We start from the raw sequence: 22598 nt of genomic DNA, 5'->3' as shown, positions 1-22598 counted from the left end.
TTGGCGGCAATCGCGATCTACAGCCTGAAGGGCGGCGTCGGCAAAACTACGCTCGCGGTCAACCTCGCCTGGTGCGCCGCCACTCTCTCGGCGCGCCGCACCCTGCTCTGGGATCTCGATCCCCAGGCGGCCTCCACCTATCTGCTCGGCGGCGGAAAGGGCAAGGCGCAGGCGCAAGCGGTGTTCACCAGGGACGTCGAGCCGTCGAAGCTCGCTCACACCACCGCGATCGAGCGGCTCGACCTGATCGGCGCCGACGCGTCGCTGCGCGGCCTCGACCTGCTGTTTCACGAGCTCGACAAGAAGAAGCGCCTCGCCAAGCTCGTGGCGCAACTCGACAAGGCCTATGACCGGATGATGCTCGACTGCCCGCCGGGCCTCACCGAGACCAGCGAGCAGGTGATGCGCGCCGCCGACCTGATCGTCGTGCCCGTCATCCCCTCGCCACTGTCCGAGCGCGCGCTGGCTGAGGTCGAGGCGCATCTCGGCGGAAAAGGCAAGGTGCCACTGATGCCGGTCCATTCGATGGTCGACCGCCGCCGCAAGCTCCATGCCGAGGCGCTCGAGCGCCACCCCGGCTGGCCGATCGTCCCGATGGCAAGCGTGGTCGAGACCATGGCCGCGCGCCGCGCGCCGGTCGGCGCCTTTTCCGGCCGCAGCGCCGGCGGCAGGGCATTCGCCGATCTGTGGCAGGCGATCGAGAAGCGCCTCGCAAGATCGAAGAAGAAATGACCCGCCCCACGCCCCGCTCGCTCGATCTCGATCCCGATCTGGTGCTGCGCGCCTATGCGATGGGCGTGTTCCCGATGGCCGAGCATCGCGACGAGGACAGCGTCTTCTGGGTCGAGCCACGCCAGCGCGCGATCATGCCGCTCGACGGCTTCCACCTGTCGCGCTCGCTGCGCAAGACGATCGCCGGCGACCGCTTCCGCATCACCGCCGATGCGGCGTTCGATCGCGTGATCGCGCTCTGCGCCGAGTCTGCGCCGGACCGGCCCGATACCTGGATCAATCCGGCGATCGAGAAGGTGTTCGGCGAGCTGCACCGCCGCGGCTTCGCTCATTCGATCGAGACCTGGGACGGCGACCGGCTGGTCGGCGGCCTTTACGGCCTCGCGCTCGGCCGCGCCTTCTTCGGCGAATCGATGTTCAGCCGCGCGCGCGATGCATCGAAGGTCGCGATCGCGGCGCTCGTCGCGCGGCTGCGCCTCGGCGGGTTCGAGCTGCTCGACTGCCAGTTCATGACCGATCACCTCGCCTCGCTCGGCGCGGTCGAGGTGCCGCGCGAGACCTATCTCTCGATGCTGGGCGACGCGCTCGGCGAGGGTGCCGCGGGGCTCGCCTCGGGCACAGCTGGGGTCTCGGCCGATTTCGGCGCGCTCGATGCCTTGGGCGCGCTGGCGCCCGAACCGCTGGCGCCGCCGTTCACCACCTCGCCGCCCGTTTCGGGGAAGGTCATCGCGCAGCTCTTGACCCAGACGTCATAAACCGGGTGCTGCACCACGTTGAGCGCGGGGCGCTCCTTGTAGAGCCAGCCGGAAAAGGCGCGCTTCCACTTGCCGTCGGACTCGCGCACATCGACCTGTGCGAAGGCGCCGGTATAGGGCTCGCTCTCCCACGGCGCGGTCTTCTCGCACGCGCGCAGCCGCACGATCACGTCGCCCGCGCGCACCGCTTGGCCGGGTTTCAGCGTAATGTCGCGCGCCTGGCCGTTGCGCTTGTTGAGCAGGCCCAGCACCGCGACGCGCTCGGCCATCTGGGTCGCGCCCGCGGTCAGCGCGGCGGTGTTTCCGGCGTCGACCGTCACCACTTCCTCGCCCGGCCCCGCCTTGGGCGCGACATCGACCGTGTCGGCTGCCGCCGTCTTGTTCTGCGGCGCGTCCCCGCCGAACCAGCCGCACCCCGCCAGCGCGAGCGGCGCCAGCGCCAGAAGGGCGGGACGGAGCGAAGCCATCAGGCGCCGGGCGTCCAAGCTTCGTAGTCGCCGGTCGCGCCGATGCGCTTGCCGCCCGCCTCCAGCGCGCCCGCCGGGCGATAGGCCGCGGCGGTGCCGGTCAGGTTCGGAACGGCGGGCTTCTCCCACTGGCGCACCGGCGGCAGCGCGCGATCGGGCACATCGTCGATCTGGTGGTGCAGCCAGCTGAACCATTCGGGCGGCACGCGGCTCGAATCGTTCGCGCCCTTGTAAATCACCCAGCGCCGGGTCATGCCGTGCATGTCCTTGCCGCCCTGGTAATAGACATTGCCGAGCGCGTCCTCGCCGACCTTGTCCTTGCCGCGCAGGCCCATCCAGGTGCCGAAGGTGGAGCCGTTCCACCAGGTGAAGATATTCGCCAGGATTCCCATGCCCCGCGCTTTACGCGGGCAAGGCGGCGGCGGCAACCGGGGATGGATGCCATCGGGTTGACCCGCCTATATATGATCCATATACGATCCGTATATTCACTGTGCCAAGGGATGAGCATGGGCATCGTAAAGGTCGACGACGCATTGCACGAGGAGGTTCGCCGGGCGAGTGCGGTGATGTGCCGCTCGATCAACGCGCAGGCCGAATTCTGGATGAAGATCGGCATGCTGGCCGAGGCCAATCCGGCCCTGTCCTTCAACGAGATCGTCAGGATGCAGCTCGCCGCGGCCGACGCGGCGCTGGTGGAACGCGCGGCCGCCTGACATGGTGAAGACCGCGGACGAACTCGCGCTGATGCGCATATCGGGCAGGCTGCTCGCCTCGGTGTTCGAGATGCTCGACCGGCAGGACCTTGCCGGCATGTCGACGATGCAGGTCAACGACCTGGTCGATCGCTTCATCACCACGGACCTTGCCGCGCGGCCGGCGAGCAAGGGGCAGTATGGCTTCGCCTATGTCCTCAACTGCTCGATCAACCACGTCGTCTGCCACGGCGTGCCCGATGCGCGGGAGATCGTCCGCGACGGCGACATCGTCAATCTCGACATCACGCTCGAGAAGAACGGCTTCATCGCGGATTCGAGCAAGACCTACATGGTCGGCAACGTCGCGCCCGCGGCCAGGCGGCTCGTCCGCGTGGCGCAGGAGGCGATGTGGAAGGGCATCGAGCAGGTGCGTCCGGGCGCGTATCTGGGCGATATCGGCTTCGCGATCGAGCGGCATGCCAGGCGCCACGGCTATTCGGTGGTGCGCGAATATTGCGGGCACGGCATCGGGCGCGAGATGCACGAGGAGCCGTCCGTGCTCAATTTCGGGCGGCCCGGCACCGGCCTGAAGCTGCGCGAGGGCATGGTCTTCACCGTCGAGCCGATGATCAATCAGGGCAGCCGGAAGGTATCCACGCAGGACGACGGATGGACGGTGGTCACCAATGACGGCAAGCTCTCGGCGCAGTTCGAGCATACGGTCGCGGTGACGCCGGCGGGAGTCGAGGTGCTGACCCTGCGCTCGGGCGAGAGGCCGATGCCGGGATTGCGCGTGGCCTAGCTTGAGACGCTAGCGCCAGCTCACCTTGTCGCCCGGCGAGATGCCCAGCTCCGCGGCCTTGCCGCCCAGGATCTCAAGCACCGCCGCCACCGGCTCGCCCGAACGGACCTGATCCTCGGACAGCGGCACCGTATTCTCGGCGATATGCGCGATCGTGCCGTCGGCGCGGATGAAGATGATGTCGAGCGAGGTCGGCGTGTTCTTCATCCAGAAGCTCGCCTCGCGTGGCGCGCCGCCGCCCGCCGGATAGGGCGCGAACAGCATCCCGCCATCGGCCGGGATGTCGGTGCGGTACATCAGGCCGCGCTGCTGCTCGTCCGCCGTGCGCGCCAGCTCGACCTTGAAGACGTGCTTCGCGCCGCTGCTCTCGATGGTGACCGTCGTCCGCGCGGCGGCCTGCACCGCCGCCGTGTCGCCGGCCTCGCCGCTCTTGCATCCCGGAGCCAGCGCCAGTGCGGTCAGCGCCAGCAGCAGCGGCGTGCTAGCCCGCCGCCTCCACGACGACGGCGAGCGGGCCCTTGTCCCCTTCGACGATTCGCGCACGTAGCGGCTGATCGGGTTCAACGTCATAAATCTCCGCCCGGCGAAGCGTTTCCATATGCACGAATATATCGGCCGAATCGCCATCGCGCACCAGAAAGCCATATCCCTTCAGCCGGTTGAACCACTTGACGGTCACCTGCTCGAACGGCCCCGCCGAATCGATCAACTGCATCCGGTCGGCGCGGTCGGCGGCAGCGCGCGTCTTGGGCGGCTCAACCGCGTCGGTCAGGTCGATCGACAGGATCTCGCGCGCCTGCAAGCCGCGCTCGCGGCGCAGCACGGTGCATTCGACTCGCGCGCCTTCGGGCAGGCTGCGGCGGCCGTGCGGCTGAAGCACGGAAAAATGGATCAGGATATCACCCGCCGCCGCATCGTCGGCGACGAGGAATCCGAAACCACGAGTCACGTCGAACCATTTGACCGTGCCCGAATATCGCTCCCCCGAGCAATGTTCGTCGTCCGCGCCGGAACCGGCGACCGACAACACCGTGCCGGCCGGCACGGGCACAAATTCGCTCGACGCTCGTTGCGGGTCGATACGCATCCAGACACTTCCCCCTGACCGGCAACATTAACACAGCATTTCCGGCGGATGCGAATCCTTTGTTACTAATCCGCGACAAGCAACGGTTCGACGCTTTCGCCGGGGTCCATGCGGGCGATTTTCCAGGCGAGATCGGGCGAATGGCCGGCGCGCACCATCGCCGCGGCCTGCTTCGCGGCGCGCTCGCGGTCCGCCCGTTCCGTGGCGAACGGGCCGATCCTGCGCTTGCGGGCAAAGGCGAGCGCGGTCTCGACGGCGCGTTCGGCGATGAGCGGCGCGATCTCCGCGGCGTCCCGTTCCTGGACGCCTGCGTGGCGCAGCGCGTCGTTCACCCGCCGCGCGCCGAGGCCGCGCCGCGCCATCGCCGAAGCCTGTGATTCGGCATAGAGCCGGTCGTTGACGTACCCCAATTCGGCGAAGCGTTCCGCAATCGCGACAGGGTCCGCGGGCTCGCCCTCCCACCCCCGCTCGCGCACCTTGCGCAGGAGGTAAGCGGCCAATTTTCCGCGGGTCGTCGCGAAACGCTCGACATAGCGCAGCGCCAGCCGTTCGAGCGCTGCGCGGTCAAGAGGGGGCAAAGGGCGGCGCCCGGGGCGGTCGTTACGGCGCATGCGCCTTGTTTGTGCCACAGTACCAACCGAATTTGAACGCCAGTGCGTAGCAGGGCCGTCCGCATTTCTGATGTGGGGCCAGAGCGTCGTTGATGCGACGGACGGCCTGCCACGATCAGGGGCACGGATTTTAGGATATGGCATTGAACGTCAAGGATATGGTCGACGGGAACGGCGCAGCGCTGCTGCCGACCCCGACCGAAGATGCGCTCCCCCGCCGTCTCGCGGATTTCGCGACGCTCGGCGATGCGCTGGATTATGCCGCGCAGGGATTGCGCGGGCTCAATTTCCACGATGCCCGCGGCACGCTCGTGCGCGCCTATCCCTTTCGCGAGATGCGCGAGGATGCGCTGGCGCAGGCGCGCCGCCTGATCGCCGCAGGCGTGAAGCCCGAGGACCGGATCGCGCTGATCGCCGAGACCGGGGCCGATTTCGCCGCCCTGTTCTTCGGCGTGATCTATGCCGGCGCCTGGCCGGTGCCGCTTCCCCTGCCCACGAGCTTCGGCGGCAGCCAGCACTATATCGACCAGCTCAGCGTCCAGCTCGACAGCTGCGACCCCAAGATGCTGTTCTATCCGGCCGAGCTCGCCGCGATGGCCGGCGAGGCGGCGCGCATCAAGAAGGTCGAGGGCGTCGACTGGGAGAGCTTCACGACCCGCGAAGCACCCCAGGCCGATTTGCCCCAGGCGAAGACCGGCGACATCGCCTATCTCCAATATTCGAGCGGCTCGACCCGCGTCCCGCACGGCGTCGCGATCACGCACCATGCGCTGCTCAACAACCTGTCGGCGCACAGCCACGGCATGCATATCCAGGACAGCGACCGCTGCGTCTCGTGGCTGCCCTGGTATCACGACATGGGCCTGGTCGGCTGCTTCCTGTCGGTCGTCGCCAACCAGGTCTCGACCGACTACCTCAAGACCGAGGATTTCGCCCGCCGCCCGCTGGCGTGGCTCGATCTCGTCACCCGCAACCAGGGCACCACCCTCTCCTATTCGCCGACCTTCGGCTACGACATCTGCGCGCGCCGCATGTCGAGCCAGACCAAGGCGTCGGAGCGCTTCGACCTCAGCCGCTGGCGCGTCGCCGGCAACGGAGCGGACATGATCCGGCCCGACGTGATGCAGTCCTTCGTCGATGCCTTTGCCGATGCCGGCTTCAAGGCGTCGGCCTTTCTGCCCAGCTACGGCCTCGCCGAAGCGACGCTGGCGGTGTCGATCATGCCTCCAGGCGAAGGCATCGTGGTCGAGCTGGTCGAGGAAACCCAGCTTTCCGGCGGCAGCAATGGCGACGCCGGCGCGTCGCGGCGCCCCCAGCGCTTCCGCGCCATCGTCAATTGCGGCAAGGCCGCCAAGGACATGGAGATCGAGATCCGCGAGGAGGACGGCACCCCGCTGCCCGAGCGCGCGATCGGCAAGGTGTGGTGTCGCGGCCCAAGCCTGATGGTCGGCTATTTCCGCGATCCCGAATCGACCGCCGCCTGCCTGCAGGATGGCTGGCTCGACACCGGCGACATGGGCTATCTTTCGGACGGCTACATCTACATCGTCGGCCGCGCCAAGGACATGATCATCGTCAACGGCCGCAATCACTGGCCGCAGGACATCGAATGGGCGGTGGAGCAGCTTCCCGGCTTCAAGCAGGGCGATATCGCAGCCTTCGCGATCACCACGCCGGGCGGCGAAGAGACCCCCGCCGTCCTCGTCCAGTGCCGCACCAGCGACGAGGCCGAGCGCGTCAAGCTGCGCGAGGAGATCCGCGAGCGCGTACGCACCGTCACCGGCATGAACTGCGTGATCGAGCTGATCCCGCCGCGCACATTGCCGCGCACCAGCTCGGGCAAGCTCAGCCGCGCCAAGGCGCGCAACCTCTATCTCAACGGCGAGATCAAGCCCTACAGCATCGCCGCCTGAGCTTTCTTCAGGAGATCGACACCCGCCCGCGCTCCGTCTGCCCTGTGGGACCGGCGGTGGCGCGGGATGGCGCGGCTTTCGTCAGGCGCCCTATCCGCGATGGCGGAAATATTTCACCGCTTTGCCTCGCGCCTAACCTCTCGCTAACCTGATCCGGGCTAGTCACGGGGCGTGACGAGCCAGACGACTTCTCAATTCGCGAGACCGCGCATCGACGTGCGCGCGCTGCTCGGCCTGTACGACCCCGCGGACACTACCGACTGGGGTCCGATTCGCGCCGCCCAGATGAACGCCGGCAGCCAGCTCGCGCTGTTCATGCTTGCGGTCAACGTCGTCGGCGCCGCGCTGGTGACGCTCAACTTCGCCCCCAGCTTCCCGTTGTGGAAGCTCGCGAGCTGGAGCGCATTGGTCGCCGCGGTCGGTGTCGCGGTCGCGTTCCGGCGCCTTGCGGTGCGCCATCGGACCGAGCGGATCGCCACGCTCAAGGACGTGCGCGAGACCGCGCTTGACGGCATCTCGCTCGGCGCGGTCTGGTCGATCGCCCCGCTGTTCTTCGGGCCGTCCGCCAATGCCGATCAGGCGGCGGCGCTGTGGATCATCCTGTCGATCCTGATGGCGGCCTCCGCGGTCGCGATGGCCGCCCTGCCGCTCGCGACGATCGCCTTCCTCGTCGTTCTCGGCGCTTCGGCCGCGGTGTCGCTGGCGCTGACCACTGCGCCGGCGCTGGGTGCCGCCTCACTCCTCTTCACCGCGCTGCTGGTCATCGCCTGCTTCGCGCGCGGCAAGGCGCTGGTAGTGATCCGGGCCAACGAGATCGCGCTCGCCGAGCGCGACGAGACCGTCAGCCTGCTGCTGCGCGAGTTCGAGGACAAGTCCGCCGACTGGCTGTGGGAAACCGATGCGCAGCGCCGCGTGGTGCGCGCCAACCCGCGCTTCGCGGTCTCGCTGGGCGTCGATCCCAAGGCGATCAACGGCATGCCGTTCCTCCAGGTGCTCGCCGGAACCGCCTGGGAAAGCGGCAACTTCGCGCAGGGCCTGCGTGAGCTGGCCGAGCGGATCAAGCAGCGCGAGCCCTTCCGCGACCTGCTGCTCCCTGTCTATGTCGACGGCGTCGAGCGCTGGTGGGAGATGACCGGGTCGCCGCGCTTCAATGAGGAAGGCGGCTATGTCGGCTTCCGCGGGGTCGGCTCCGACGTCACCGAGGCGCGCAAGTCGGCCGATCAGATCAGCCGCATGGCGCGCTACGATCCGCTCACCGCCCTGCCCAACCGGCTGCTGATCAACGAGGCGCTGAGCGCCGCGATGGCCGAGGCCGAGAAATGGGGGTCGCGCTGCGCCTTCATGATGATCGACCTCGATCGGTTCAAGGCGGTCAACGACACGCTCGGCCATCCGGTCGGCGACCGGCTACTGACCCGCGTGTCAGAGCGGCTGAAGCAGCTGATGACCGTCAACGACGTGATCGGGCGCCTCGGCGGCGACGAGTTTGCAGTGGTGGTGCGCGACGCGACCGACACCGCCGCGGTCGAGCGGCTCGCGCGCACCATCATCAGCGTATTGTCGCAACCCTATGAGGTCGACCAGCACACGCTCTATATCGGCGCCAGCGTCGGCCTCGCGATCGGCCCGCGCGACGGGCGCACGGCGGAGACGCTGATCCGCGCGGCCGATCTCGCGCTCTATCGATCCAAGGACGCTGGCGGCGGCGTGTTCCATGCCTATGAGCCCGAGTTGCACGTCCAGGCCGAGGAGCGCCGCGTGCTCGAGATGGCGCTGCGCGCCGCGCTCGACAATGACGAGCTCCACCTTCTCTACCAGCCGGTCGTGCAGGCCGGGACCGGCGCGCTGACCGGGTTCGAGGCGCTGTTGCGCTGGACGCATCCGGAGCTTGGCAGCATCTCCCCCGCCAAGTTCGTGCCGTTGGCCGAGGAAGCACGGCTGATCGCGCCGATCGGCGAATGGGTGCTGCGCACCGCCTGCATGGAGGCGGCGAAGTGGAACGATCCGATCCGCATTGCGGTGAACGTCAGCCCCGATCAGCTGCACAGCCCGGCTTTCGCCTCCTTTGTCGCGGCCGCATTGCGCGACAGCGGCCTGCGCCCCGATCGGCTCGAGCTCGAGGTCACCGAAAGCGTGTTCATGCGCGAGGGCACCGCCGCGGTGCGCACACTGGAGGCGATCCTCGACATGGGGGTGCGCCTCAGCCTTGACGATTTCGGCACCGGCTATTCCTCGCTCGGCTATCTCAGCCGAACCCGCTTCTCGTCGATCAAGGTCGACCGCAGCTTCGTCCAGGGCGCGTCGAAAGGCAGCAAGGAGGCGATCGCGATCATCCGTGCCGTCGTCGCGCTCGCCGACAGCCTGGGCATGGCGACGACGGCCGAAGGCGTGGAGACCGAGGACGAGCACCGGCTGATCCAGGCGCTCGGCTGCACCAAGGTGCAGGGCTATTATTTCGGGCGCCCGCTACCGGTCCTCGAAGCCCGCGGCCTCGCCGTCCGCGACGATCGCGACAACGCCAGCGTCGCCGCCTGATGGCGGCATCCGGAGCTGGCCTGCGCTTGCCCTGACTTTCGTGCCCCGCATGCCACCGGAATGCGGCTGCCGCACGAAAACAATCCACCGTCACCCTCGCCTTGTGCCGGGGTCCACCGCGCGACGATCGATGTCGCATAGCTTCCTGTCCGCCGTGACCCCCGGCACAAGGCCAGAGTGACGACTGGGAAAGCTAACCTCTACCCGATGTCGATAGCCGCATTCCTCCAGCGGAACCGGCGATGCTCCGCCTCGCCTAAGCCGCGGCGGAACGCGCGCCCGCAGGCAGCACCGCACCCTGGCCCGACGGCTCGGGCGTGACCAGCCGCGCCCATTCCTCCACCCACCCGGCGGGATCGGTGAGCGCCCCGGGCCGGCGCGCCAGCACGCTGCGCCGGTACTGGCCGATCGGCCTTGGCCTGCCGACCAGATAGCCCTGTATCTTGTCGCAGCCCTCGGCGAGCAGCAGCTGCATCTGCGCCTCGGTCTCGACCCCTTCGGCGATGATCGACATGCCTAGGCCCTTGCCCAGGCCGATCACCGCGCGGACGATCGCCAGCGCTTCGCGGCTGGTCGTCAGATGCTCGATGAACGACCGGTCGATCTTCACCTCGTCGAACGGGAAGGCGCGGAAATAGGCGAGCGAGGAATAGCCGGTGCCGAAATCGTCCATCGCCACCCCGACGCCCAGCGCCTTCACCCGGCGCAGCGCGGCGAGCGTTCCGTCGGGATCGCCGACCAGCAGTCCCTCGGTCACTTCGAGGTCGAGCCGGCGCGGGTCGAGCTTCGCGTCAGACAATGCCGATGCGATGACGTCGGTGATATCGGTCTGCGCGATCTGCGCCGGCGACAGGTTGACCGAGACCTTGAGCGGCTGCCGCCAGCGCCCGGCCTCGCGGCATGCGCTGCGCAGCACCCACTCGCCGATCGGCACGATCATCCCGCCGTCCTCGGCCAGCGGGATGAACTCGCCCGGCGGGATCTCGCCATGCTCCGGGTGGCTCCAGCGCAGCAGCGCCTCGAACCCGATGATCGCGCCCGTCACCAGGCAGGCGAAGGGCTGATAGACCAGGCTGAGCTCGCCGCGCTGGAGCGCGAACTGCAGGTCGTGCTGCAGCTCCAGCCGCCGCACCAGCTGCGCGTCCATATGGGCGTCGAAAAAGCGCATCGTGCCGCGCCCCTGCGCCTTCGCGCGATAGAGGGCGAGATCGGCCTTGGTGTGCAGCTCCTCCGCCGTCGCCGCATGATCGGGATGGATCGCGATGCCGATGCTCGCCCCGGTGCGGATTGATCGGCCCGCGACCTGCATCGGCACCGCCAGCGAATCGAGGATCCGCCGCGCGAGCGAGGCCGCACGGTGCGGCTGGTCGCCGCCGGGCTGGACGATCGCGAACTCGTCGCCGCCCAGCCGGGCCAGTGCCTCGTTCCCGGTCATGCACGCGCGGATGCGCCGCGTCACCTCGATCAGCAGCGCGTCACCGGTCGGATGCCCGTGAATGTCGTTCACCGCCTTGAACCGGTCGAGGTCGAGGCACAGCAGCGCGACCGGCGCCTGCCCGGTCGAGCGCGTCAGCGCATCGGCGAGCAGATGGTTGAGGCTCAGCCGGTTCGCGGCGCCGGTCAGCGGATCGTGCGCGGCGAGATGCGCGATCCGCGCCGCCGCGGCGGTCTGCTCGGATACGTCGCGCAGCACCGCCATGTCGCGATCGACGCCGAGCAGTTGCCCGCGGCGGAACGCCATCTCGACGTCGATCCGCTCGCCGTCGCGCGCATGCAGCCGCGTGTTGAAGAAGCCGGGACCGCGCCGCTGCGGCGCGTCACCGGGCACATCGGGCAGCAGCTCCGACAGGCGCAGCCCTTCGGGTGGGTGCACCGGATCATAGCCGGCCAGCCCCCAGAAGGTGGTGTTGGCGTCGACGATCACGTCGTTGTCGAGGATCGCGAGCGCCTCGAGCGCGCTTTCGCTGAAGCTCTTGAGCCGCTCCGCCTCGCGCTGGGCATGGCGCGCGATCCGCGCCTCGGCGATCGCGGTGACCAGCCCAACCCCGAGGATCGCCGCCGCCAGCGTCGCGATCAGCAGGGCGAGCGTCCCCGATTCGATCGTGCTCGGATCGATCGTCAGCCCCGATTCGGGGTAGATCGTCACCGCCGCCATCGAACCGAAATGGATCGCGACGATCGCCAGCACCAGCGCGAGCGCCGGCAGGACCGGGAGGCGCCGCCAGCGCAGCCATGCCCAGCGGAACCCGGCATAGCTGAGCGCCAGCCCGACCATGACCGACCCCGCGATCATCGCGACGTCATAGGTGATCCGCCCGGTCGTCTGGAGCGCGGTCATCCCCGTCTTGTGCATCGCGGCCACGCCGATCGCGAAGATCGCGGGCGCCGCCAGGCGCCAGACCGCGCCCTTGGCGAAGAAGGCGCGCCACGCCGCGGTCGAGGCCGCCACCCCGACCGCGATCGACAGGATCGTGCGCAGCGGATCATAGGCGGTCGGCAGCTGCGGCTGATAGGCCAGCATCGCGATGAAATGGGTCGCCCAGATGCCGCCGCCCGTCACGAAGCCGAGCGCGGCAAGCCAGCGCAGGCGGCGCCGGTCACGCATCTCGCCGATCTGGGCCGCGAGCAGGAAGGCTGTCAGCATCGAGAGCAGGCAGACGATTGCCGCCACCACGACAAGTCCGAAGTCATGCTCCGTCGTCAAGCAGGAAAGTACACGCAGCACGGCCCCTCCCAAAGAAGACATAGAACTAGTATCATGTCCTTATCAATCGATGAAGACTTGATCGCAACCGGACCTATTGTCTGGGCGCGCCGACATTCCGCGCGTTCCGGTAGTAAAGGCCCCCGCAACCAAAGATATCGCGCGCACTGAGCGCGCCCCGGCCGCACGGAGATTCCCGCGAAGCGACAGGCGCCCGCCGCCATAGGCAAGTTGCATTTGCAACCGGAGCTTGCCACGCTCCCCCTCCCGCCCGTGGAGATACGCATGCGCCTTGCCTTGATCGCCGCCCTGCTCGCGTCCACCACGCCCGCGCTGGCGCATGACGCCCCCGCCCCCGCCCAGGCATCCAGGCCGGTCCCCAAGGAGGAGCTGCTGAAGCCCCCGGCGGATGCGATCCATTTCGTGGTGGTGTCGGAGGCAGGCAAGCATGGCGACCAGTGGCGCTGGCAGCTTCCCGACGGCCGCCTGGCCTATCGCTGGTCGCAGGAGCTGCGCGGCTGGATCACCGAGATGGACCAGGTGACCCGCCTCGCTCCCGACGGCACGGTCACCGCGCTCACCGTGCGCGGCGTCACCATGTCGGGCGACGCCGCCGAGACCTTCCGGGTAGAGAACGGCCGCGCGATATGGAAGACCGCAACCGATTCCGGCGAGGCGCCTGCGGGCGGCTGGTACATTCCGGCCGGCGGCGTCGGCATCGCCGGCGCGCCGATGATCGACAAGCTCGCCGCGGCGGGCGAGGCCGGCATCGATTTCCTGCCGAGCGGCAAGGGCCGCATGACCTTCGGCCGGACGCTCACCATTCAGGGTCCCTCCGGGCCGAAGAAGGTCCAGCTCGCCTTCATCAAGGGCATGCTGCCCTCACCGGCGCCCGTCTGGCTGGACGAGAACAAGCGCTTCTTCGCCAATATCAGCTACATCTCCGTGATTCCGGCGGGCTATGAGGGCGCGCTCAAGCAGCTGCGCGATGCGCAGGACGCGGCGACCGCTGCGGAGGTCAAGGCGATCGCGCAGCGCTTCCTGACCCCCGCCGCCAAGGCGCCGGTGCTGTTCGACCATGTCCGGCTGTTCGATGCCGACAAGGGCGTGTTCCTCGCCGACCGCGCCGTGCTCGCCCGCGACGGCAGGATCGCCGCGATCGGTGCCGCCGGTTCGCTCAAGGCGCCCGCGGGCACGCGCACCATCGACGGCCGCGGCAAGACGCTGGTCCCGGGCATCTGGGACAGCCATCTGCACATCGGCGACGATTGGAACGTGCTCTCCAACGTCGCCAACGGCATCACCAGCTTCCGCAGCCCCGGCACGACCTTCGATCGCGCGGTCGATGCGATCAAGCGCCGCGCGTCGGGCGAGCTGCTGATGGGCGAGCCCTTCATCTCGGCGATCATCGACAAGAAGGATCCGCTCGCGGCGCAAGGCGCCGAGGTGGTGAGCAGTGAGGCCGAGGCGATCGCCGCCGTCCGCCGGATCAAGCAGGCGGGCCTGTGGGGCGTCAAATTCTACACCTCGATGAACCCCGCCTGGATCGCCCCCGCCGCCGCCGAGGCGCATCGCCTGGGCCTGCACGTCCACGGCCATGTCCCCGCGACGATGAAGCCGAGCGAGGCCGTCGCCGCGGGCTATGACGAGCTCACCCATCTCAACTTCGTGGTGATGGAGGCGATGCCCAGGGAGGTGATCGACAAGGCCAACACCCGCCAGCGGATGGAAGGGCCGGCGCGCTACTTCAAGGATGTCGATCTCGACGGCCCGCTGATGACCGGCTTCGTCGCGGATCTCGCGAAGCGCGGGACGATCGTCGATCCCACCATCGTCATCTTCGAGGGCTTTCTGACGCAGGACGGCGGCAAGCCCCACCCCGCCTATGCCCCCTATATGGGCATCGTCTCCCCGGTGGTCGAGCGATCGGCCTTCACCAGCGGCGGCTATCCGCTGGTCGAGGGGCTGACCCGCGACGACTATCGCAAGAGCTATGCGAAGATGGTCCAGCTGGTCGGCAAGCTGCACAAGGCCGGCGTGCCGATCGTCGCCGGCACCGACGGCTGGGGGATCGAGCTGGTCCGCGAGCTCGAAATCTACCGGCAAGCCGGATTTACGCCCGCGCAGGCCTTGCAGAGCGCCACCATCCTGCCCGCGCGCGTGGTCGGCGCCGACCAGCGCACCGGATCGATCGCGGTCGGCAAGGAGGCCGACATGGTGCTGGTCGACGGCGACCCCTCGACCGAGATCGGCGCGCTCCGCCGCGTCGTGACCGTGGTCAGCGACGGCTATGTCATGGACGGCGATGCGCTGCGCGCCGCGGCCGGCTACAGCGGCCGGCCGAAATAGCAACGCGCGGCCTGCAATGCGGGCTTGCAATGTTGGAATGCGTTTCGGAACACTGGCGGATGGCACGACCGTTCAACCGCCGCCAGGCACATGAGAACCAGGCCTTCCTCGCCGCGCTGCGCCGCACCGGCAACGCACGGGAGGCGGCGCGCAGCCTCGGCTTCCACCGCTCGACCATGGTCAAGCGCCGCAACCGCGACGCCGCCTTCGCCGCCGAGTGGGACGCCGCGCTCGCGCTCGCCCATGCCCGCCTCAATACCGGTGAACCGGCGGCGAAGGCGGAAGCCGAGCCGCACGTCATTCGCACTGCGTCGGGCCGCCTCCAGCTGCGCCGCGCCCAGCCGCGCCGGCTCGATCGCGCGGCGGAGCAGGCCTTCCTCGCCGCCTTGAGCGCCACCGCCAATGTCCGCCTCTCCGCCGCGGCGGCGGGGTTCAGCCACTCCGCATTCTACGCTCGCCGCCGCAAAAGCCCCGCCTTCGCGCGCGAGATGCGCCTCGCGCTGGAGATGGGCTATGAACGCCTGGAAATGGCATTGCTCGAAGCCGCCGACCCGGAAAGCTATCGCGAGGACGCGTGGCGCCACAACGATCCCCCGCCGCTCCCGCAGCTGAGCCCCGGCGAGGCGCTCCAGCTCCTCTACCTGCACCAGAAGGAAGTGCGGCTGCAGGCCGAACCGCCGCACATCAAGCGGCGGCGCGGCGAGAGCCGTGAGGCGCACAGCTTCCGCCTCAGCGCGATGTATGAGGCGCAACAGCAACGCGCCCGCGAAGCGTTCGACATCGCCGAAGCCGAGCGCCGCGCGGCGGGCGAACCCTCGCCCTTCGGCCCGAAGGTGCTGCCTCTCCCCGCGCTCGATCAGGTCAAGGGTTGGAGCAAGGCCGATCCGGCAAAGCGCCTGCAGGATCGCGATCGGCCGATGTTCGGCGGCTGGCGGATCGGAGATTGGAAGGAGAAGTGAGGTTCGAGGCTCGTGTGTACCCCAAATTCTGCCGTTGGCAGCAGTGTCTGTCGATCCCGAAAGCAGCCTTTTGCCATTAGGTGTGGGCGTGAGCGCAGTAGGCGGTGAGGAATGCCCTCGCGACGACGTCGGCAGCGCAGAACCTGTCGATCGTGGGACCCTCCTGCAGCCATTTGCGAAGACCCTCGGGTTTGGTCCTGCCGGGGTGGCTGAGGCTGCTCGACCGGAATCGGTAAAGTTCCTTCGCAGACCTCACGACCGCGGGCTCGAGTTCGAGAATAGAGGCCGTCATATCGATGGACGGCAGCATGTTGGTCATCGACAGCTCGCGTAGTCTGGTGGAAGCCGCGCGGATCGCCTCGGGCTTGTCGGAGCGCCTTGCGAGGTCGACGGCGAAGCCAGCGGCGAACTCATGCTCGGCCAGGCGAATGGCATCAGCCCGTCTCCTGCGCACGGGGGCCATAATGCCGTTCACGATGGTCTCTACGCAGAGCACATAATGCTGGAGGATGGATCGCTGGAGCGGCTTCGAGCCGGCGGTGGACTGGAGCTGCCAAGCGGTGAGGAGGTGCACGTAGGCATTCTCGGCGACTTCATCGATTTCGACCAAGTCGAAGGTCGCCAAGGCGGTGGCGAGGTCGTCGGATTCGAACGGCTTAGGCGGTGACCAGCCGGTGATGGCGAGCGGCTGGGACCAGGCGGAAATCTCTTGCCGTTCGCCAGCGCGCCGGATCTTCCGCATCTCGACCACGTAGCGTCCGCCGGGAACGGTCAGGCTGAGGCTGGCGGCGAACCGGTTAGCGATCTGCTCGGCATGGAGGATCGCCGTCGCCTCGTCGGGAGCTTCGACGTCCACCTGGAGTCTATGCCGGCTGACAACGTGGTCACGCGGCGGGTAGCGGACAACAAAGTTCTCGGAGGTCATCGTTGCCTTGGGCACCGGCGTGCCCTCCTCCTTAAATCGCGTATAGGCTTCGTCATCAAGCGGTGCGAGATAGATGCCGGGACGGACCATCGTTTCGCTGGTGACCATTCGAGGGCCAACGATCATCCATAAGCTTTGCCATCGCTGCATTATCGAAGAGCTCCCTGCGTCGCGGCCTTCTAACTGGAAGCTACCTGGCCGCGTCAGGCCTAATTCGAGCCGTGCGTCGCCAAACCTCCGCCCATGTCCGCCTTCCCGTTTGCACGACAATAACTGCCTGTCCTCAACCGGCCCAGCTTCCGCCCACCTGTCCTAACAAGAAAGGCCGGAGCTTCCGCCCCGGCCTCTCGAATCTACAACTGTTTCCGAAGCCCTATTTCGACCGTTCCACCTGATCGAAATCCAGCTCCACCGGCGTCGCGCGACCGAAGATCGACACGCTGACCTTGACCTTCGACTTGTCGAAGTCGAGCTCCTCGACCACGCCGTTGAAGCTCGCGAACGGGCCTTCCAGCACCTTGACCGCGTCGCCGATCTCGTAGTCGACCTTGATCTGCGTCTTGGGCGCGGCGGCGGCTTCCTCCTTGGTGTTGAGGATGCGTGCGGCCTCGGCTTCGCTGATCGGCTGGGGCTTGCCCGAAGACCCAAGGAAGCCGGTCACCTTCGGCGTGTTCTTGACGAGGTGATAGACGTCGTCGTTCATCGCCAGCTTGGCGAGGACATAGCCGGGGAAGAACTTCCGCTCCGACTGCACCTTCTTGCCGCGGCGGACCTCGGTCACGGTCTCCACCGGAACCTCGACCGCCTCGACCAGCGCGTCGAGGCCAAGCCGCGTCGCGTCGGACAGGATCTGGTCCCGCACCTTGTTCTCGAAGCCCGAATAGGCGTGAATGATGTACCAGCGCGCCATTGTTTTCCCGTTATTGGCTTGGGTTATTCAGCAAGGCTGAGCAGGAAGCGGACGATCGCGTCGAACGCGCTGTCCACGCCGAAGAAGAACAGGCCGAGCAGCGTCGCCATGATCAGCACCATCACGGCGGTCATCACGGTTTCCCGGCGCGTCGGCCAGACGACCTTCCTGGTCTCTGCCTGCACCTGGCGCATGAATTCGAGCGGACTGGTCTTGGCCACCTGTTGCCTCGCAAATTGGTTGCCCGGCTTCGGGACAGGTTCCGCCGCCCGGCCCCTCCAGTGAGAGACCCGGCGAACACCCATCACGCTGTCGGATTGGGGCTGGTATCTAGCGACTTGGGCGCGGCGGGGCAAGAGCCGTATGTCTTCCACGACGCGGAGCGGCGCCCCAACGAAAGCGGGCGCTCCGCAAGGGGAGCGCCCGTGGGGTCCGCCGGGTCCGGGCGACCGTCAGTTGCTGTCGGAATCGTCGTCGCCGCTCGCCAGCTCGACGATGCCCCAGATCATCAGGCCGGCGACGATCGCGCCGATCACATAGACGCCGGCGCTCGTCTCGCTCTGTGCGTTGCTCGCGCCGATCGCGGTCACGGCGCGGGCTTCGGGCACGTTCGACAGGCTGAGCGATTGGGCGGATCCGGCATGCGCGGCCCCCGCGGCAAGCAGCGACAATGACGCGAACAGGGCCGAAAGCGGTCTGAGCATGTCCTTCCTCCTCATGGCGCACGAAACCTGCCCGTGCGAGCGCGGCCATTCGGTCGCGTTCGGACGGGCGCTGGCTCAACCGGCCGGCGGCATGGGGGTTCCGGCCCGGCCGCGGGAAACAGGACGGGCGGCGCGCCGTGTGAGGCGAACCGATCGCCGGCCAGCGGCGCTACGGGCAAAAAAATGGCGGCCGGAGCCGCCATTTTCCTCGACCGTGAAGATCGAACAGCGCTTAGTTGCTGTCCGAATCGTCACCGAAGATGTTGATCGCGCCGGTCACTTCCAGAATCGCGACCACGGCGATGATGCCGCCGACGATGAACAGCGGGCTGATGCCTTCAGCCTGCGCGTTCGATTCCGAAACGTTGGTCGCCGAGCGAGCCGGCACATTCTTGAGGCTGAGCGACTGGGCCGCCGAAGCGTGAGCGACACCGCTCAGCGCCATCGTCGAAGCCGCCACGGCAAGGGCAATCTTCTTGAACACGTTACTTCCCCTTCGGTTTTGCGCAAAGGCCCCCCGCCGATACGGGGCTTTCCAAGATTTCGCAAGCGCAATAATTTCCGTTCGTCCCGAATAAAGCACGAGACTGTAAAGAATTATTCATATTTCTCCCAATGAGCAGGAAGAACGAAGCAACGGATCGAAATGCGAGACGTCCCGGCAGTAATCGTCAGAGCAGCGCCACCAGCGCGAACCCGCCAATCAGTGCCGCGAGCACGATCCAGCCGATCAGGTTCAGCCGTTCCTCGATCACCTTCTGCACCGGCTCGCCATATTTCTTGAGCAGGAACGCGACGAGGAAGAATCGCGCGCCGCGGGTGATGGTGCAGAGCAGAATGAAGATGCCCAGCGGATAGTGCGAAAGGCCGCTGGCGATGGTCACCAGCTTGAACGGGATCGGCGTAAGCCCCTTCACGAGAATCAGCGCCGCGCCGTATTTCTGATAGGCGGCGGTGAAATCCTCGAACGCGCCGTGGCGGAAGAATTCGAGCACCTGGTGCGCGAAGCTGGTGAGGAAATAACCGATCGCATAGCCCAGCAGGCCGCCCAGCACCGAGGCGATCGTGCAGATCGTCGCGATGCGGTAGGCCTGGTCGCGCCGCGCCAGCACCATCGGCACCAGCATCACGTCGGGCGGAATCGGGAAGAAGCTCGATTCGGCGAACGACACGGTCGCGAGATAGCGCTCGGCGTGGCGATGGCCGGCAAGCCTCAGCGTCCAGTCGTACAGCGCGCGGAACATGCGGGGAGACCTTGGCTGAGGAGATGGCAGGGGAGCTCGGATTCGAACCGAGGGCCTTCGGTTTTGGAGACCGACGCTCTAACCAGCTGAGCTACACCCCTGTGCGGCCCCCGCCCCTAAAGTTTGATCGGCGGGAAGGCAAGGGGCCGTGCGAGCGAATCGCCGCGGTCCTTTCATGCCAGCTCGACTCCAACATGTATCCAACAATCGACGGTGCTTGCTTTAGAGGCGCGGTGGCGCTATGCGCGCCGCCTTCCATAGCGACAGCATTGGAACTTGCGGGAGCCGCGGAGCAATCCGGGGCGCCAGTACCGCTAAACTTGAACCGGCCGGGGCGACCCGGCCAGCTAGAGAGTGAAACATGGCTAAGAAGATCACGGGCTATATCAAGCTCCAGGTGCCCGCGGGCGCCGCCAACCCGTCGCCGCCGATCGGCCCTGCTCTGGGTCAGCGCGGCGTCAACATCATGGAATTCTGCAAGGCGTTCAACGCGGCGACCGATGGCCAGGAGAAGGGCACCCCCCTCCCCACCATCATCACCGTCTATGCCGACCGCAGCTTCTCGTTCGAGACGAAGCAGCCCCCGGCGACCTTCCTCATCAAGAAGGCGGCGAACCTCAAGTCGGGCTCGAAGGAGCCGGGCAAGGTGAAGGCCGGCACGATCAAGCGCAGCGCGCTTTCGGCCATCGCCGAGACCAAGATGAAGGATCTGAACGCGAACGACATCGACGCCGCGACGCGCATCCTTGAAGGCAGCGCCCGCTCGATGGGCCTCGAAGTGGTGGAGGGCTGATCACATGGCAAAGCTGACGAAGAAGGCGAAGGCCATGGCGACCGCGGTCGACCGCGAGAAGCTGTACGGCATCGACGAGGCGATTGCGCTCGCGAAGACCAACGCCATCGCCAAGTTCGACGAGACGATCGAAGTCGCGCTGAACCTGGGCGTCGATCCGCGACACGCCGACCAGATGGTCCGCGGCGTGGTGACGCTGCCCAAGGGCACCGGCAAGACCGTGCGCGTCGGCGTGTTCGCCAAGGGCGCCAAGGCTGACGAGGCCAAGGAAGCCGGCGCGGACGTGGTCGGCGCCGAGGACCTGCTCGAGATCGTGCAGGGCGGCAAGATCGAGTTCGACCGCTGCATCGCGACCCCGGACATGATGGGCCTGGTCGGCCGCCTCGGCAAGGTGCTGGGCCCCAAGGGCCTGATGCCGAACCCGAAGCTCGGCACCGTCACCATGAACGTCGCCGAAGCGGTCAAGGCCGCCAAGGGCGGTCAGGTCGAGTATCGCGTCGAGAAGGCCGGCATCATCCATTCGGGCATCGGCAAGGCCTCGTTCCCGGCCGAGGATCTGCGCGCGAACTTCGACGCGCTGGTCGATGCGGTGGTCAAGGCCAAGCCTGCCGGCGCCAAGGGCAAGTATCTGCGCAAGGTCGCGGTCTCGTCCTCGATGGGTCCGGGCGTGAAGATCGACGTCGCCGAGGTTTCGGCGGTCTGATCTTCGGCAGGACCGAACAAGGCAAGGGGTCGGTGGCAACACCGGCCCCTTTCCGTTTATGGAGCCCGGCGTGACTCAAGATGCCCATCCGATCCGCGTCGTCGCGCTGTACCGGTTCACGACCTTTGCCGATCCTGTAGCGATCAAGGGCCCGCTGGAGCAGGTTTGCCGCGCGCACGGCGTCAAAGGCACGTTGTTGCTGGCGCCTGAAGGGATCAACGGCACGGTCGCCGGTGCCGATGAGGGCATCGACCAGCTGCTCGCCCATATCCGCACGCTGCCCGGCTGCACTGCGATCGAAATCAAGGAGTCCCGTGCACCCGCGATGCCGTTCCACCGCATGAAGGTGCGGATCAAGCGCGAGATCGTGACGATGGGCCAGCCGGACATCGATCCGCTCGACACCGGCCATTATGTCGCGCCGGAAGACTGGAACGCCCTGATCGACCGGCCCGACACGATCGTCATCGACACGCGCAACGACTATGAGGTGGCGCTGGGCAGCTTCGCGGGCGCGATCGATCCGCGAACCCGCACCTTCCGCGATTTTCCCGACTGGTTTCGCGAACATCGTGACGCGTTGCTGAGCGGTGGAACGAAACCGAAGGTCGCGATGTTTTGCACCGGCGGCATCCGCTGCGAGAAATCCACTGCCTTCCTCAAAAGCGAAGGGCTGGACGAGGTCTACCACCTCAAGGGCGGCATCCTCGCCTATCTCGAGGCCGTTCCTGTCGAGCAGAGCCGGTGGGAGGGCGAGTGCTTCGTGTTCGACGAGCGCGTCTCGGTCGGACATGCGCTTGTGCCGGGCGACAACCAGCTTTGCCGCGCCTGCCGCATGCCGGTGACGCCCGAGCAGCGCAGCTCGCCGCTGTTCGTCGCGGGCGTCAGCTGTCCGGCCTGCCACGCCGAGCGCACCGACGAGCAACGCGCACGCTATGCCGAACGCCATCGCCAGGCGATGCTCGCGGAAGCACGGGGCGAGACGCATGTCGGCGCGATCCATGGCAGGCACCACCCTGACTGAACCCATTCTCTACAGCTTCCGCCGCTGCCCCTATGCGATGCGGGCGCGGATGGCATTGCTGGTCAGCGACACCGCTTGCGAGGTCCGCGAGGTGAAGCTGCGCGAGAAGCCGCTCGAGATGGTGGCGGCATCGCCCAAGGGCACCGTGCCCGTGCTGGTGCTCTGCGACGGGCCAGTGATCGAGGAGAGCCTGGACATCATGCGCTGGGCGCTGCGCCGGAACGATCCGGAACATTGGCTGGACGGCGACGATGCCGAGCTGATCGGGATCAACGACAGCAGCTTCAAATTCCATCTCGACCGCTACAAATATGCGGATCGCTATCCGGCCGATGCCGTCGATCACCGCGCACAGGCGGTTCAGATCCTCGCCGGCCTCGAGCAGAGGCTGGCGAAACGGGCATTTCTTTGCGGCGATGCGCGCAGCCTGACCGACGCGGCGATCATGCCGTTCGTCCGCCAGTTCGCCGCGACCGACCGCGGCTGGTTCGATGCGCAGCCGCTGCCGTCGGTGCAGCGCTGGCTCGCGACGATGCTCGCTTCGCCGCTATTCGCAGAGGCAATGGCGAAGCGTCCGCAGTGGCGCGGCTCCGCCTAGAATCGCCGCCCCTCGCCAACCGCGGTCATTTCCGCTATGGGCCGCCACTTCATCGCGCCGTGCCCGTTGCCCGCGCGTCCCAAAT

Annotated in this window: 23 protein-coding genes, 1 tRNA gene and 1 pseudogene; 12 read left to right on the top strand and 13 right to left on the bottom strand. The window is 67.4% G+C overall.

What is annotated here, in order from left to right:
* Together VGD28_RS08605 and aat are read left to right on the top strand one after the other, a co-directional pair.
* Nucleotides 1-732: a ParA family protein gene (locus VGD28_RS08605; RefSeq protein ID WP_331027923.1), complete on the top strand. Its 732-nt coding sequence runs from the start codon at nt 1-3 to the stop codon at nt 730-732.
* Nucleotides 729-1487, top strand: coding sequence for a leucyl/phenylalanyl-tRNA--protein transferase (aat, locus tag VGD28_RS08600; RefSeq protein WP_331027922.1), 759 nt, complete (start codon nt 729-731; stop codon nt 1485-1487). Before VGD28_RS08605 ends, aat begins: the two co-directional genes overlap by 4 nt.
* 35 nt (nt 1488-1522) lie before the next feature.
* Here aat and VGD28_RS08595 read toward each other — a convergent pair.
* Together VGD28_RS08595 and VGD28_RS08590 are read right to left on the bottom strand one after the other, a co-directional pair.
* Nucleotides 1523-1756 (bottom strand): annotated as a pseudogene (locus VGD28_RS08595) (DUF2155 domain-containing protein); the annotation flags it as partial.
* A 197-nt stretch (nt 1757-1953) separates the two neighbouring features.
* Entirely contained in the window at nt 1954-2346 is a 393-nt protein-coding gene (locus tag VGD28_RS08590) for an NADH:ubiquinone oxidoreductase subunit NDUFA12 (RefSeq protein ID WP_331027921.1), read from the bottom strand.
* Nucleotides 2347-2463: 117 nt separating this feature from the next.
* Between VGD28_RS08590 and VGD28_RS08585 the strand changes: the two genes are divergently transcribed.
* Nucleotides 2464-2670, top strand: a complete 207-nt coding sequence (locus tag VGD28_RS08585) for a ParD-like family protein (RefSeq protein WP_331027920.1) — start codon at nt 2464-2466, stop codon at nt 2668-2670.
* Between the two features lies 1 nt (nt 2671).
* Nucleotides 2672-3454 carry a type I methionyl aminopeptidase gene (gene map, locus VGD28_RS08580; protein WP_331027919.1) on the top strand — a complete coding sequence of 261 codons (783 nt, stop codon included), beginning with the start codon at nt 2672-2674 and terminating at the stop codon, nt 3452-3454.
* Between the two features lie 9 nt (nt 3455-3463).
* Here the strand turns inward: map and VGD28_RS08575 are convergent, their stop codons facing one another.
* The 3 genes from VGD28_RS08575 to VGD28_RS08565 form a co-directional block, all read right to left on the bottom strand.
* The gene (locus VGD28_RS08575) at nt 3464-3928 is read right to left on the bottom strand and encodes a DUF192 domain-containing protein (RefSeq protein ID WP_414714481.1); all 465 of its coding nucleotides are present in this window, start codon (nt 3926-3928) and stop codon (nt 3464-3466) included.
* 7 nt (nt 3929-3935) lie between these two features.
* A complete protein-coding gene (locus VGD28_RS08570) occupies nt 3936-4541 on the bottom strand; it encodes a cold-shock protein (RefSeq protein WP_331027917.1) in 606 nt (201 codons plus the stop codon).
* 65 nt (nt 4542-4606) lie between these two features.
* Nucleotides 4607-5152 carry a regulatory protein RecX gene (locus VGD28_RS08565; RefSeq protein ID WP_331027916.1) on the bottom strand — a complete coding sequence of 182 codons (546 nt, stop codon included), beginning with the start codon at nt 5150-5152 and terminating at the stop codon, nt 4607-4609.
* A gap of 137 nt (nt 5153-5289) precedes the next feature.
* Here VGD28_RS08565 and VGD28_RS08560 point away from each other — a divergent pair, with 137 nt between their 5' ends.
* Nucleotides 5290-7065: a fatty acyl-AMP ligase gene (locus VGD28_RS08560; RefSeq protein WP_331027915.1), complete on the top strand. Its 1776-nt coding sequence runs from the start codon at nt 5290-5292 to the stop codon at nt 7063-7065.
* A 171-nt stretch (nt 7066-7236) separates the two neighbouring features.
* Nucleotides 7237-9600, top strand: coding sequence for a putative bifunctional diguanylate cyclase/phosphodiesterase (locus VGD28_RS08555; RefSeq protein ID WP_331027914.1), 2364 nt, complete (start codon nt 7237-7239; stop codon nt 9598-9600).
* 256 nt (nt 9601-9856) lie between these two features.
* Here VGD28_RS08555 and VGD28_RS08550 read toward each other — a convergent pair whose 3' ends face one another.
* Nucleotides 9857-12271, bottom strand: a complete 2415-nt coding sequence (locus VGD28_RS08550) for an EAL domain-containing protein (protein ID WP_331027913.1) — start codon at nt 12269-12271, stop codon at nt 9857-9859.
* 318 nt (nt 12272-12589) lie between these two features.
* Here VGD28_RS08550 and VGD28_RS08545 point away from each other — a divergent pair, with 318 nt between their 5' ends.
* Nucleotides 12590-14653, top strand: coding sequence for an amidohydrolase family protein (locus tag VGD28_RS08545; RefSeq protein WP_331027912.1), 2064 nt, complete (start codon nt 12590-12592; stop codon nt 14651-14653).
* 59 nt (nt 14654-14712) lie between these two features.
* Complete coding sequence (locus tag VGD28_RS08540) at nt 14713-15612, top strand: hypothetical protein (RefSeq protein WP_331027911.1); 900 nt, start codon at nt 14713-14715, stop codon at nt 15610-15612.
* 76 nt (nt 15613-15688) lie between these two features.
* On the opposite strand, the gene VGD28_RS08535 is transcribed toward VGD28_RS08540, so the two are convergent.
* The 7 genes from VGD28_RS08535 to VGD28_RS08505 all read right to left on the bottom strand — a co-directional run bounded on the left by VGD28_RS08535 (nt 15689) and on the right by VGD28_RS08505 (nt 19496).
* On the bottom strand, nt 15689-16645 hold the full coding sequence (locus VGD28_RS08535; protein WP_331027910.1) for a hypothetical protein: 957 nt from the start codon (nt 16643-16645) through the stop codon (nt 15689-15691).
* A 265-nt stretch (nt 16646-16910) separates the two neighbouring features.
* Nucleotides 16911-17447 carry a transcription termination/antitermination protein NusG gene (gene nusG, locus VGD28_RS08530; protein ID WP_066576721.1) on the bottom strand — a complete coding sequence of 179 codons (537 nt, stop codon included), beginning with the start codon at nt 17445-17447 and terminating at the stop codon, nt 16911-16913.
* Between the two features lie 23 nt (nt 17448-17470).
* Nucleotides 17471-17668 carry a preprotein translocase subunit SecE gene (secE, locus tag VGD28_RS08525; RefSeq protein ID WP_331027909.1) on the bottom strand — a complete coding sequence of 66 codons (198 nt, stop codon included), beginning with the start codon at nt 17666-17668 and terminating at the stop codon, nt 17471-17473.
* Nucleotides 17669-17899: 231 nt separating this feature from the next.
* Entirely contained in the window at nt 17900-18151 is a 252-nt protein-coding gene (locus VGD28_RS08520) for a hypothetical protein (protein ID WP_331027908.1), read from the bottom strand.
* A 232-nt stretch (nt 18152-18383) separates the two neighbouring features.
* Complete coding sequence (locus VGD28_RS08515) at nt 18384-18635, bottom strand: hypothetical protein (protein WP_331027907.1); 252 nt, start codon at nt 18633-18635, stop codon at nt 18384-18386.
* Between the two features lie 187 nt (nt 18636-18822).
* Complete coding sequence (locus tag VGD28_RS08510; protein ID WP_331027906.1) at nt 18823-19395, bottom strand: YqaA family protein; 573 nt, start codon at nt 19393-19395, stop codon at nt 18823-18825.
* 24 nt (nt 19396-19419) lie between these two features.
* Nucleotides 19420-19496: transfer RNA gene (locus VGD28_RS08505), tRNA-Trp, on the bottom strand.
* Nucleotides 19497-19756: 260 nt separating this feature from the next.
* Here VGD28_RS08505 and rplK point away from each other — a divergent pair.
* From rplK to VGD28_RS08485, 4 genes are read left to right on the top strand one after another with little or no spacing between them, the layout of a single operon-like run.
* Nucleotides 19757-20188, top strand: a complete 432-nt coding sequence (gene rplK, locus VGD28_RS08500) for a 50S ribosomal protein L11 (RefSeq protein ID WP_331027905.1) — start codon at nt 19757-19759, stop codon at nt 20186-20188.
* 4 nt (nt 20189-20192) lie between these two features.
* Nucleotides 20193-20891 carry a 50S ribosomal protein L1 gene (gene rplA / locus VGD28_RS08495; protein ID WP_331027904.1) on the top strand — a complete coding sequence of 233 codons (699 nt, stop codon included), beginning with the start codon at nt 20193-20195 and terminating at the stop codon, nt 20889-20891.
* 58 nt (nt 20892-20949) lie between these two features.
* A complete protein-coding gene (locus VGD28_RS08490; RefSeq protein ID WP_331027903.1) occupies nt 20950-21915 on the top strand; it encodes a rhodanese-related sulfurtransferase in 966 nt (321 codons plus the stop codon).
* Complete coding sequence (locus VGD28_RS08485; protein WP_331027902.1) at nt 21893-22513, top strand: glutathione S-transferase; 621 nt, start codon at nt 21893-21895, stop codon at nt 22511-22513. Before VGD28_RS08490 ends, VGD28_RS08485 begins: the two co-directional genes overlap by 23 nt.
* Nucleotides 22514-22598: the final 85 nt, after the last annotated feature.

Origin of the sequence: Sphingomonas sp., from assembly GCF_036402235.1 — a bacterium.
Classification (GTDB): domain Bacteria; phylum Pseudomonadota; class Alphaproteobacteria; order Sphingomonadales; family Sphingomonadaceae; genus Sphingomonas.
Note: the sequence above shows the minus strand (reverse complement) of the source record. Positions and strands in the feature narration are given on the sequence as shown.